This window comes from Pantoea sp. EKM20T, from assembly GCF_011800485.1.
Taxonomy (GTDB): Bacteria; Pseudomonadota; Gammaproteobacteria; order Enterobacterales; family Enterobacteriaceae; genus Pantoea; species Pantoea agglomerans.
Genome location: NZ_JAALFW010000002.1, coordinates 293,756 through 305,875 on the forward strand (window position 1 = coordinate 293,756; position 12,120 = coordinate 305,875).

At 56.6% G+C, this 12,120-nt stretch carries 13 protein-coding genes; 7 read left to right on the plus strand and 6 right to left on the minus strand.

Features of this window, described 5'->3' with window-relative positions:
• Positions 1-14 precede the first annotated feature (14 nt).
• The 7 genes from cheR to HFD94_RS04490 all read left to right on the plus strand — a co-directional run bounded on the left by cheR (position 15) and on the right by HFD94_RS04490 (position 6,834).
• Positions 15-887, plus strand: a complete 873-nt coding sequence (gene cheR / locus HFD94_RS04460) for a protein-glutamate O-methyltransferase CheR (protein ID WP_010258551.1) — start codon at positions 15-17, stop codon at positions 885-887.
• A complete protein-coding gene (locus HFD94_RS04465; protein WP_061901363.1) occupies positions 887-1,936 on the plus strand; it encodes a chemotaxis response regulator protein-glutamate methylesterase in 1,050 nt (349 codons plus the stop codon). Before cheR ends, HFD94_RS04465 begins: the two co-directional genes overlap by 1 nt.
• A 39-nt stretch (positions 1,937-1,975) precedes the next feature.
• Complete coding sequence (cheY, locus tag HFD94_RS04470) at positions 1,976-2,365, plus strand: chemotaxis response regulator CheY (protein ID WP_010258559.1); 390 nt, start codon at positions 1,976-1,978, stop codon at positions 2,363-2,365.
• A 9-nt stretch (positions 2,366-2,374) separates the two neighbouring features.
• Positions 2,375-3,016 carry a protein phosphatase CheZ gene (gene cheZ / locus HFD94_RS04475; protein ID WP_003849160.1) on the plus strand — a complete coding sequence of 214 codons (642 nt, stop codon included), beginning with the start codon at positions 2,375-2,377 and terminating at the stop codon, positions 3,014-3,016.
• Between the two features lie 188 nt (positions 3,017-3,204).
• On the plus strand, positions 3,205-4,356 hold the full coding sequence (gene flhB, locus HFD94_RS04480) for a flagellar biosynthesis protein FlhB (protein WP_010258565.1): 1,152 nt from the start codon (positions 3,205-3,207) through the stop codon (positions 4,354-4,356).
• A complete protein-coding gene (gene flhA / locus HFD94_RS04485) occupies positions 4,349-6,442 on the plus strand; it encodes a flagellar biosynthesis protein FlhA (protein WP_010258569.1) in 2,094 nt (697 codons plus the stop codon). The genes flhB and flhA overlap by 8 nt, the downstream gene beginning before the upstream one ends.
• The gene (locus HFD94_RS04490; protein ID WP_050679619.1) at positions 6,442-6,834 is read left to right on the plus strand and encodes a flagellar protein FlhE; all 393 of its coding nucleotides are present in this window, start codon (positions 6,442-6,444) and stop codon (positions 6,832-6,834) included. Before flhA ends, HFD94_RS04490 begins: the two co-directional genes overlap by 1 nt.
• Positions 6,835-6,996: 162 nt before the next feature.
• Here HFD94_RS04490 and HFD94_RS04495 read toward each other — a convergent pair whose 3' ends face one another.
• The 6 genes from HFD94_RS04495 to HFD94_RS23100 all read right to left on the minus strand — a co-directional run bounded on the left by HFD94_RS04495 (position 6,997) and on the right by HFD94_RS23100 (position 12,098).
• Complete coding sequence (locus tag HFD94_RS04495) at positions 6,997-7,329, minus strand: HigA family addiction module antitoxin (RefSeq protein WP_010258577.1); 333 nt, start codon at positions 7,327-7,329, stop codon at positions 6,997-6,999.
• A gap of 80 nt (positions 7,330-7,409) precedes the next feature.
• A complete protein-coding gene (locus tag HFD94_RS04500; RefSeq protein WP_061901364.1) occupies positions 7,410-7,727 on the minus strand; it encodes a type II toxin-antitoxin system RelE/ParE family toxin in 318 nt (105 codons plus the stop codon).
• A 74-nt stretch (positions 7,728-7,801) separates the two neighbouring features.
• Positions 7,802-8,800, minus strand: a complete 999-nt coding sequence (locus HFD94_RS04505; RefSeq protein ID WP_122888761.1) for an aldo/keto reductase — start codon at positions 8,798-8,800, stop codon at positions 7,802-7,804.
• Positions 8,801-9,012: 212 nt separating this feature from the next.
• Positions 9,013-9,948 (minus strand): LysR family transcriptional regulator, encoded by a 936-nt coding sequence (locus tag HFD94_RS04510; protein ID WP_122888762.1) that lies wholly within the window; start codon positions 9,946-9,948, stop codon positions 9,013-9,015.
• A gap of 86 nt (positions 9,949-10,034) precedes the next feature.
• Complete coding sequence (gene argS, locus HFD94_RS04515) at positions 10,035-11,765, minus strand: arginine--tRNA ligase (protein WP_010258588.1); 1,731 nt, start codon at positions 11,763-11,765, stop codon at positions 10,035-10,037.
• Positions 11,766-11,975: 210 nt separating this feature from the next.
• The gene (locus HFD94_RS23100; protein WP_009089698.1) at positions 11,976-12,098 is read right to left on the minus strand and encodes a hypothetical protein; all 123 of its coding nucleotides are present in this window, start codon (positions 12,096-12,098) and stop codon (positions 11,976-11,978) included.
• Positions 12,099-12,120 lie beyond the last annotated feature (22 nt).

Here is a 12,120-nt window from a genome sequence, read left to right on the forward strand (position 1 = left end):
GGCCAGGTGCAGAGATGAAAAAATCGACAATTTTAGATCAAAATGAGACGACAACGCTGCTGTCGCAAATGGTGCAGCGTTTACCGCTCTCCGATACGCATTTTCGTCGTATCAGCCAGCTGATCTATCAGCGTGCCGGTATCGTACTGGCCGATCACAAGCGTGAGATGGTTTACAACCGTCTGGTTCGTCGCCTGCGTACGCTGAATATCGATGATTTCGGTCGCTACCTGGCGCTGCTGGAGTCCGATCCGAACAGTGCCGAGTGGCAGGCGTTTATCAATGCCCTGACCACTAACCTGACCGCGTTCTTCCGCGAAGCGCATCACTTCCCGATTCTGGCGGAGCATGCACGTAAGCGACAGGGCAACTTCAGCGTCTGGAGTACCGCAGCGTCAACCGGCGAAGAGCCTTACTCCATCGCCATGACGCTGGCGGAAGCGCTGGGCACCGGACCGGGCAAGTTCCAGGTTCATGCCAGCGATATCGACACCCAGGTGCTGGAAAAAGCGGTGGCGGGTGTTTATCGCCAGGAGGAGCTGCGCACGCTGTCACCCGCACAAATGCAGCGCTACTTCCTGCGCGGCACCGGTCCTCATGCCGGTATGGTGCGGGCGCGTCCCGAGCTGACCAATATGGTCACTTACGCGCAGCTTAACCTGCTGGCCAATGACTGGGCGCTGCCGGGTCAGTTCGACGCTATTTTCTGTCGCAACGTGATGATCTATTTCGATAAAGAGACGCAGGAGAAGATTCTGCGTCGGTTTGTCCCGCTACTGAAGCCGGGCGGCATTCTGTTCGCCGGTCATTCAGAAAACTTCAGTCAGATCAGTAAAGAGTTCTGGCTGCGCGGGCAAACCGTCTATGGACTGACGAAGGAAAGATGATGAGCAAAATCACCGTGATGTGCGTAGATGACTCTGCGCTGATGCGGCAGTTGATGACTGAAATCATCAACAGCCATCCGGATATGGAGATGGTCGCTACGGCGCCCGATCCGCTGGTCGCCCGCGATTTGATTAAGCAGTTCAATCCGCAGGTGCTGACGCTGGATGTGGAAATGCCGCGCATGGATGGCCTCGATTTCCTGGAAAAACTGATGCGGTTACGGCCAATGCCGGTGGTGATGGTTTCATCGCTGACCGGGAAAGGCTCTGAAATTACCCTGCGCGCGCTGGAGCTGGGAGCGGTGGATTTCGTCACCAAGCCACAGCTCGGTATCCGCGAAGGGATGCTGTCTTACAGCCAGATGATTGGCGACAAAATTCGTGCAGCCTCCCGTGCCCGACTGCACAACCGTACAGCGATGCCGGTGCCGGCGACGCTGAAAGCGGGCCCGCTGCTGAGTAGTGAGAAGCTGATTGCGATTGGCTCCTCCACCGGGGGTACCGAGGCGATTCGCCATGTGCTGCAGCCGTTACCGGCGACCAGCCCGGCACTGCTGATTACCCAGCATATGCCGCCAGGCTTTACCCGCTCTTTTGCCGAACGTCTGAACAAGTTGTGTCAGATCACGGTAAAAGAAGCTGAAGATGGTGAGCGTATTCTGCCAGGCCATGCCTACATTGCGCCAGGCGCAATGCACATGGAGCTGGCCCGAAGTGGCGCCAACTATGTGGTGAAACTGAATGAAGGGCCACCGGTTAACCGGCACAAACCCTCTGTGGATGTGCTGTTTAAATCGGTGGCAACTTACGCCGGACGAAATGCGGTGGGGGTCATCCTCACCGGCATGGGCAACGACGGTGCCGCCGGGATGCTGGAAATGCATCGGGCAGGCGCCTGGACTATCGCCCAGAACGAAGCCAGCTGTGTGGTATTTGGCATGCCGCGTGAGGCCATTGCCACAGGCGGCGTGAGCGAAGTCGTGGATTTAAGCAACATCAGCCAGCACATGCTGGCGAAAATTAGCGCCGGACAGGCATTGCGTATTTAACAGGCCCGTCCCGCCGGGCGAGACAACTCAGGAGTAGATATGGCTGATAAAAACATGCGCTTTTTGGTAGTAGACGACTTCAATACGATGCGTCGTATTGTGCGTAACCTGCTGAAAGAGCTGGGCTTCAATAACGTAGAAGAAGCGGAAGATGGTGTGGATGCCCTCGGCAAACTGAAAGCGGGTGGTTTCGACTTCGTGATTTCCGACTGGAACATGCCAAACATGGATGGCCTGCAGCTGCTGCAGACCATTCGTGCCGACGCGGCAATGAGTTCGCTGCCGGTGTTGATGGTGACCGCGGAAGCGAAGAAAGAGAACATTATCGCCGCCGCCCAGGCCGGTGCCAGCGGATATGTCGTGAAGCCATTCACTGCGGCAACCCTGGAAGAAAAGCTGGGTAAAATTTTCGAAAAACTGGGCATGTAAGGGGATGTGATGAGCGACTTTCCGAAACCAACTGAGGATGCCGCGGCACACGACATCATTTCACGTATTGGCTCTCTGACGCGCATGCTGCGCGACAGCCTGCGCGAGCTGGGGCTGGATAAAGCCATAGCCGATGCGGCTGAAGCCATTCCTGATGCCCGCGACCGTCTGGATTATGTTGTGCAGATGACGGCGCAGGCCGCTGACCGTGCGTTGAACTGTGTTGAAGCAGCACAACCCCATCAGGATAAGATGGAAGCCGGGGCAACCCAGCTGAAAGGGCGTTGGGATGAGTGGTTTGAGAACCCGATTGAACTGGGTGATGCGCGGGAGTTGGTGACGGATACGCGCGCATTCCTCACCGCCGTGCCAGAGCATACCGCCTTTACCAACAAGCAGCTGCTTGAAATCATGATGGCGCAGGATTTCCAGGACCTGACCGGTCAGGTGATCAAGCGCATGATGGATGTGATCCAGGAAATTGAGCGCCAGCTGTTAATGGTGCTGCTGGAGAATATGCCAGAAGTCAGCGCTGAGAAGCGTCAGGAAGGCACCAGCCTGCTGAACGGTCCGCAGATTCACGCCGATGCACCGGGCGTGGTGGCGAACCAGGATCAGGTTGATGACCTGCTGGACAGCTTAGGGTTCTAGGTTTCGTCCGCCTGCGGGCGGGTGAAACAGCTGCAGATTATAATAAACAGGGTCACCTTCGGGTGGCCCCGTTCCGCATTGTCAGACCCATCCCCGAAAGAACGCCTGTTTTCTTCATCTTATCTCCGCTTTAACTTAAGCCAGATTTGTCATCCTATGCTCAGAATTCCTGCCAACCGAGGTTTGTCGTGGCTGAAGATAGCGACGAAGACAAAACAGAATCGCCCACGGCCCACCGACTTGAGAAAGCGCGTGAAGAGGGCCAGATTCCGCGTTCGCGCGAACTCACATCCGTACTGATGCTGCTGGCCGGCATCATGATCCTGTGGATGGGCGGCAACATGATGGCGCACCGGCTGGCGGCGATGGTCGCCACCGGACTCCGTTTTGATCACGGCATGGTCAGAGATGACAAAATTATCGTCAGCCACATCGGCAGCCTGATCACGCAGGCACTGATGGCGCTGCTGCCATTGATGGGCGGTCTGGTGCTGGTGGCAATCGCCGCGCCCATGCTGCTGGGCGGTATCGTTTTCAGCGGTAAATCGATCAAGTTCGACCTGAAGAAGATGAGCCCGATGGCTGGGTTCAAGCGAATGTTTGCGGCGCAGGCCTGGACCGAACTGTTTAAAGGCATCCTCAAGACTATTCTGGTTGGCTCGGTGGGCTGGTGGTACATCTGGAGCCACTGGCCCGAGATGCTGCGGCTGATTAGCGAAGCGCCCGTCACCGCGCTGATTCACGGCATGGAGATGATCGCAGTCTGCTGTTCGCTGGTGATGCTGGGGCTGATCCCGATGGTCGGATATGACGTCTTCTGGCAGCTGCACAGCCACTTTAAAAAGCTGAAGATGTCGATGCAGGAGATCCGCGACGAGCATAAGCAGCAGGAAGGTGACCCGCACGTTAAAGGGCGCATCCGGCAGCAGATGCGCGCCGCAGCGCGACGCCGAATGATGGCGGATGTGCCGAAAGCCGATGTCATCGTCACCAACCCGACGCACTACTCGGTGGCACTGCAGTACAACGAGAAGAAGATGAGTGCGCCGAAAGTGGTGGCGAAAGGCGCAGGCGAGATCGCCCTGAGAATTCGTGAACTGGCTGCCGAACACCGCATCCCGGTTCTGGAAGCACCGCCGCTGGCGCGTGCGTTATACCGACATACTGAAATTGGTCAGCACATTCCCGGCGCGCTCTATGCCGCCGTGGCCGAGGTGCTGGCGTGGGTCTGGCAGTCGCGTCGCTGGAAGCGCGAAGGCGGCCTGATCCCAACCAAACCAAAAAACCTGCCGGTTCCGGCAGAGATGGACTTTGCAGGAGAGAGCAAAAACGATGGCTAATAACCTGGCCGCAAAACTACGTTTACCGGGCAACTTTAAAGATATGCAGTGGCAGGTGCTGGCCGGGCCGGTACTGATCCTGATGATCCTGTCGATGATGGTTCTGCCATTACCGCCGTTCATCCTCGATCTGCTGTTCACCTTTAACATTGCGCTGTCGATCATGATCCTGCTGGTGGCGATGTTCACCCAGCGGACCCTGGAGTTTGCGGCGTTCCCGACCATTCTGCTGTTCTCTACCTTGCTGCGTCTGGCGCTGAACGTGGCTTCAACCCGTATCATCCTGATGGAAGGGCATACGGGTGCCGCCGCGGCAGGACAGGTGGTTGAAGCGTTCGGTCACTTCCTGGTGGGCGGTAACTTCGCCATCGGTATCGTGGTGTTTATCATCCTCGTCATCATCAACTTTATGGTTATCACCAAAGGTGCTGGCCGTATCGCCGAAGTGGGCGCGCGCTTTGTGCTGGACGGGATGCCCGGTAAGCAGATGGCGATCGATGCCGACCTCAACGCCGGTCTGATCGGTGAAGATGACGCCAAACGCCGCCGTGCCGAAGTGACCCAGGAAGCGGACTTCTACGGTTCGATGGACGGTGCCAGTAAGTTCGTTCGTGGTGATGCCGTCGCCGGTATCATGATCATGGTGATCAACGTCATCGGCGGCCTGCTGGTGGGCGTGGTGCAGCACGGTATGGATGTGGGTCATGCCGCAGAGACCTATACGCTGCTGACCATCGGTGATGGTCTGGTCGCGCAGATCCCGGCGCTGGTTATCTCTACCGCAGCCGGTGTTATCGTGACGCGCGTTGCCACCGATCAGGATGTCGGCGAACAGATGGTCACCCAGCTGTTCAAAGATCCGCGCGTGCTGATGCTGAGCGCCGGCGTGATTGGTCTGCTCGGTCTGGTGCCGGGCATGCCGAACTTCGTCTTCCTGCTGTTCACCGCCGCCTTACTGGGTCTGGCCTGGTGGCTGCGTGGCCGCGAAATGCAGCCGAAGAAGAAAGTGGAAGTCACGGGCGGCATCGCCAAAACGGCGGACACGCCAGCCGCCACCGAAGCGTCGTGGACCGATGTGCAGCTGGAAGATACGCTGGGCATGGAAGTGGGCTATCGCCTGATTCCGATGGTCGATCATCAGCAAAACGGTGAGCTGCTGGGACGTATCCGCAGTATCCGTAAGAAAGTCGCTCAGGATGTCGGTTTCCTGCCGCCGGTAGTGCATATCCGCGACAACATGGAGCTGCCACCGGCACGCTATCGCATCCTGATGAAAGGGGTGGAGATTGGCAGCGGTGATGCCTATCCTGGCCGCTGGATGGCGATTAACCCTGGCACGGCTGCCGGAAGTCTGCCAGGCGAAGCGACCGTTGATCCCGCCTTTGGACTGGCGGCGGTCTGGATTGATAGCGCGCTGAAAGAGCAGGCACAGATTCAGGGCTTTACCGTGGTTGAAGCCAGTACCGTGGTGGCAACCCACCTTAACCATCTGATTGGCCAGTTCGCCAGCGAGCTGTTTGGCCGTCAGGAAGCGCAGCAGTTGCTGGATCGTGTGACTCAGGAGATGCCGAAGCTGACCGAAGATCTGGTGCCGGGAGTGATCTCGCTGACCACCCTGCACAAGGTGCTGCAGAACCTGCTGGTGGAGCGGGTGTCGATTCGCGATATGCGCACCATTATCGAAACGCTGGCGGAACATGCGCCGGTGCAGAGCGATCCGCAGGAGCTGACCAGCGTGGTGCGTGTGGCGCTGGGCCGTGCGATTACTCAGCAGTGGTTCCCGGGTAATGACGAAGTGCAGGTTATCGGGCTCGATTCCACGCTGGAGCGCCTGCTGTTACAGGCGTTGCAGGGCGGTGGCGGACTGGAGCCGGGTCTGGCCGATCGGCTGTTAAGTCAGGCACAGGCGGCATTGCAGCGTCAGGAGATGCTGGGCGCGCCGCCGGTGCTGCTGGTCAATCATCCGCTGCGTGCGCTGCTGGCGCGTTTCCTGCGCCGCAATCTGCCACAGCTGGTGGTGCTCTCTAATCTGGAGCTGAGCGACAACCGTCAGATCCGTATGACTGCCACCATCGGAGGTAAATAATGCGCTGGCTGGTGATGGCATTCGTGATGCTGCCACTGATGGCGCAGGCGGCCGGTGGTGCCTGGAGTGCCACGGCCAATGGGCCGCTGCTGGCGAACCGCGGCAGCTGGCAACGGGCGCAGCCGCTGACGCCGCCCGCCGACATTGGCGGGGAGGTCAGCGTTATTAACTGGCGTTATCAGCTGAGCAGACCGGCCCCGTCCGGCCTGCAGGTGCGCTTGTGCGGCGAACAGCGCTGCACTTCCCTGGAGGGGGCAAGCGGCACCACGCGCGGGCTGGCACATCTGAGCGCCGGTGAGACCCTGCACATGGTGTTTGGTTTCGCCGGAAGCGGGGCGCTGCCACCCGGATTACGGGTGGTGAGCAGTGAAGTAATGGTCAATTACGAGTAAGGATATCGTTGCTGAATTGACTGAAGGCGAGCCGGAGATCGCCTCCTGGCTCCCTTGTTACGTGATGACCCTGGCTGTAAACCGATGCTAACCCTGACCCAGCGGCTGACAGATAATTGACCCGTTTCAAATCCCGTCATGACCAGTGCGTTATAAAGCTTTTCACGCCAGCTGATTCTCTTTCTGCACCAGAAAATCCTTCAACGGTGTTACGCGACTGATCTCCTCCTGTGCCCTGGCATCATGCATCACTTCCCAGATATCGACACTGTTTTGCAGATTAAGCCAGAACTCAACGCTGGTTTCGAAGGCTGCAGCCAGCCTGAAAGCCATATCCGGCGTCAGCTTCCGGTTATTGTTGACCAGGGCGCTGACGGTGTTGCGGTGCACTTTTAGCATCTCCGCTAAGTCGAGAATCTTCAGGCCGGTTGGCTCCAGATATTCGTAAAGTAATACGTCACCGACAGTGGTCGGTTTGCGGGTCGCCTGGTTCATAGTCTTGCTCTCTTTATTACTGACAGAGGTTGATGTGTTACATGCTGTCTTACAGCGCCTGATGCAGCCAGGCTCAGTTTTCATCGCTTGTGCGTTTTATAACTATGAGCATCCAGATAAAGGTCAACGGCCTTACCTTCTATCCATTTAAAGATCAGCCGATATTGCTCATTGACCCTGATTGAAGCATATCCCTTGAGAGGCGGGTTTAGTTCCTCATGACGATTGCCTGGCGGCGACTTTAAATCCTTATAGCTAATCGCCGCATTGATGATGTCGAGCTTTCGCGCCAGCGCTGATGAGAGGCTTGACGGTATTCTTTTGGAAAATTTGCCATATAAAAAATAATCCTTAAGCCAGTCATCCCTGAAACTTTCAATATTCCTTAACGTCGCCACCTCATTACCTCCCTGTATCACACTGAAAACAATTTAACGCACCGATGCACAGTGCACAAGTGCGTAGTTTGTATTCAGGCGTTCACCCCCTTCATTCCCTCCTCAGAGTAGCGACCGCCTTTAACTTCAATCTGCTGATGCACAGCGTTCAGCAACCCGATATCTTCCTCTTCCAGCTCGATATCTGCGGCCTGCGCGTTTTCAGTAAGGTAAGCGATCTGTTTGGTGCCCGGTATCGGCACAATTTTGTCATACTGGGCCAGTAGCCAGGCCAGCGCAATCTGCCCGGTGGTGGCGTGATATTTCTCAGCCAGTGGCGTCACCGCGTTAAGAAGCTGGAGATTGTGATCGATATTTTCCTGCCGGAAACGGTCATTATTTTTGCGGAAATCACCCTCGGCAAAATCGCTGTTTTTACGGTATTTACCCGTCAGGAATCCTCTGCCCAGCGGCGAATAGGGCACCAGTCCGATACCGAGCTTTTTCACCATAGGGAGAATCTCCTCTTCGATGTCACGCGTCCAGAGTGAATACTCCGTTTGCAGCGCGGCCAGCGGATGGATCGCCTGCGCCCGATTCAGTGTTGAAGCCGATGCTTCACACAGCCCGATCCGGGCAATCTTTCCCTCCTGCACCAGACGGCTGAGACACTGCATGCTCTCCTCAATCGGTGTCGCCGGACTGATCCGGTGCAGATAAAAGAGATCGATACGCTCAACGCCTAGCCGTTTCAGTGATGCATGGCAGCAGCGGGTAATGTAGTCCGGCTGATTGTTGATGGTGCGGGCATAGGCCGCATCAGCCGGACGTTCAATGCCACATTTGGTGGCAACGGTGAACTTCAGCCGTTCGGCCTGATTGAGCCCGGCAAGAAACTGACCTATCAACTGCTCGTTGTGACCGCGACCGTAAAGATCGGCGGTATCGATAAAGGTGATATCCAGATCACGCAGCTTACTGAGCAGTTGCAGGGAATGACGGTCATCGGTCTGACCATAAAATTCGCTGAGCCCCATCGCGCCATAGCCGATTGCGCTGACGTCCAGACCCTGAGTTAACGTTCGCTTTTTCATTGTCGCTCCTCGTATGTGAGACGCGATTGTTTCACTCCCTGTGAAAGCAATGAATTGCTCTTTCCGTCATGCAAAAAAGGTATCAGGCGGATGAAAGGGCTTCAGACATCTATCCGGCGTGTCGACACAGTAAGCTCTCAGCAACAGGCTGAGCGGAGATTAAGAAGGGAGAAGAGTGTGGTGGTGCTTCGCTGCGTTTCAGCGGCACGGCATCATGCGGACGTTATCGCATTCCCGGGATGAGAGAGTTCTCTCAGCGCATTGAGAACCGCCTCATTTTTTTCATCGGCGCGAATCGCCGCGTAAACATCAATCGCCAGCTGCTGCGCCGCATCCTCTCTCAGCGGGCGGTAACAGAGACCTGCCTGATTAAAGGTGCATTTTGACTGCGGCATCAGGGCGAATCCTTTTCCTCTGGCGATGTGTGACAGCATCAGCAGGGAATCGTCCGGCTCTCTTACCCGTTTCAGCGTGACGCTGAGTGTGGCGAAGTAGCGCTCGCATTTATCGTAAAACAGCGGATTGGCGCTGCGGGCAAACCAGAACAGCGGCAGATCGGCCAGCGCTTCCAGCGAGACCCGTTCCGCCACACTGGCAGGATGCGCCGACGGCATGGCAATCAGCAGCGGCTCACGGTAAACCCAGGCGTACTGAACGGTCTCTTCCGTATCCGACCCCTTTTCTCCGGTGAGTATTAAATCCAGACTGTTTTTGCCCAGGCTTTGCAACAGCTGAGGAGAGGTCAGGCGGGGCATCTCCATCTCATCGCTGGCATGAAAAGCGGCGAGCAGCCGGTTAAGTGGCGAAATCAGTTCAAAGTTCAGCGTGCGGGTCAGCCCGATGCGTAGTCGGGCCGCGGCGGGCTGCGCATCCTGCTTCAGGGCATTCAGCGCAGTCAGGATCGCTTCCGCTTTCGCGACCAGCGCACGGCCAGAATCGGTGAGCGTTACCTCATGGGTCGTGCGGCTGAACAGCGAGTGGCCCAGCAGATCTTCCAGACTCTGAATCTGACGGGTAAGCGGCGGTTGCGTCATGCTGAGATGTTCTGCGGCCCGGCGAAAATTCAGCTCGTGCGCAACAGCCAGAAAGCACTGTAACTGTTTTATGGTGGGAAGGTGGCTGCTGATGAGGTGCGCGGCTACAGACATAACACCATCCTGCTGCGAAGTTCGGGAGATCAGAGCGGATATACGAATTCAGCAACGGAGAGGGAAACCCCTCTCCGTTTAAGAGGTTACATGCGCTCGACGGTGTCGATGCCCAGCGTATCCAGACCCTGCTTCAGCGTCTTCGCGGTCAGCGCGGCCAGCTGCAGTCGGCTCAGACGTGTTGTGTCTGATTCTGCGGTGAGAATAGGGCAGTGCTCGTAGAATCCGGAGAACAGACCGGCCAGATCGTAGAGATAGGCACACATCACGTGTGGCGTGCCGTCACGAGCGACCTGAGTAATGACCTCTTCGAACTGCAGCAGACGGGTGGCCAGCTGCGCTTCACGCTCTTCGCTGATCACAATTTCCGCATCCAGCGAATCGGCATCAATGCCCGCCTTGCGGAACACGGAGAGAACGCGGGTATAGGCATACTGCATGTAAGGCGCGGTATTGCCTTCGAACGCCAGCATGTTGTCCCAGTCGAAAATGTAATCGGTGGTACGGCTTTTTGACAGGTCGGCGTATTTCACCGCGCTGATGCCAACCACTTCCGCCAGCGTTTTCACTTCCGCTTCGCTCATCTCCGGGTTCTTCTCACGCACCAGCGTGTAGGCACGCTGATAGGCTTCATCCAGCAGATCGGAGAGCTTGATGGTGCCGCCGCTGCGGGTTTTGAACGGACGGCCATCTTTGCCCAGCATCATGCCGAACGCATGGTGCTCCAGCGGAACAGATTCCGGCACATAACCCGCTTTACGGACGATAGTCCAGGCCTGAACCAGATGCTGATGCTGACGTGAGTCGATGTAATAGAGTACACGATCGGCTTTCAGCGTTTCGTAACGATATTTCGCACAGGCGATATCGGTAGTGGTGTAGAGGTAGCCGCCATCCTTTTTCTGGATGATGACGCCCATCGGTTCACCCTCTTTGTTCTGGAATTCATCCAGGAACACCACGGTCGCACCTTCACTCTCTACCGCTAAGCCTTTCTGTTTCAGATCGGAGACGATGCCAGGCAGCATATCGTTATAGAGACTTTCACCCATAACATCATTGCGCGTCAGCGTGACGTTCATGCGGTCATAGATTTTCTGGTTCTGACTCATGGTGATGTCGACCAGCTTCTTCCACATCTGGCGGCAATAGTCATCGCCGCCCTGTAATTTCACCACATAACTGCGCGCGCGCTCGGCAAACTCAGGATCTTCATCATAAGTGCGCTTGGCTTCACGGTAGAAGCCTTCGAGATCGGCCAGCGCCATCTCTGCATGATCTTCATTCTGCTGCTTTTCCAGGAACGCGATCAGCATACCGAACTGCGTTCCCCAGTCGCCAACGTGGTTCGCACGGATCACTTTATGGCCGAGAAACTCCAGCGTACGCACCGCCGCGTCACCAATGATGGTGGAGCGGACGTGGCCCACATGCATCTCTTTCGCAACGTTAGGCGCAGAGTAGTCGACGACGATAGTCTGGGGCTCGGCCAGTTGCACGCCAAGGCGCGGCAGACGCAGCGCTTCCCGGGCATGACTGGCCAGCCAGTTGTGGTCAAGGAAGATATTGATGAAGCCCGGCCCGGCAATTTCGACTTTGCTGGCGATGCCGGTCAGGTCGAGGTGCTGAATCACCGTTTCCGCTAATTGTCGCGGTGCCTGTCCCAGCTTTTTCGCCACGGCCATAATGCCGTTGGCCTGATAGTCTCCAAACTGAACCCGGGCGGATTGACGAACCTGGGGTTCGCAATCGGCGGGTGCGCCGGCTAAAACCATTGCCTGACTGACTTTTGCGGAAAGAAGTGCCTGAATATTCACCGAGTTACCTTCATGTGCTGAGCAACGCCCGGACCAGAAAGCCGGGCTGTCATCATCTTGCCTGAGCGCATCGCGTCACGGAGAGGCAGAAACGGATGGGGCAGACAAAACGGAAAAAAATGAGGGGAAAAGTATACGTGAAATGTCAGTGGGCGTCAGCAGTTGGTTGAAGCGGGGAAACAGAGCTGAATAAGATGTTTCCCTGAAGCATTAACGACGTCGCAGATGACGGCGTGGGTTCTTTACGCTTTTATCTTCACGCACCTTCCAATGGCGGGAGATTGCAAATCCCATCAGTGCGATCAGGACAGCGACAACGATGAGCATAGACATAGAGCCATTCCTTTTGGTTGTG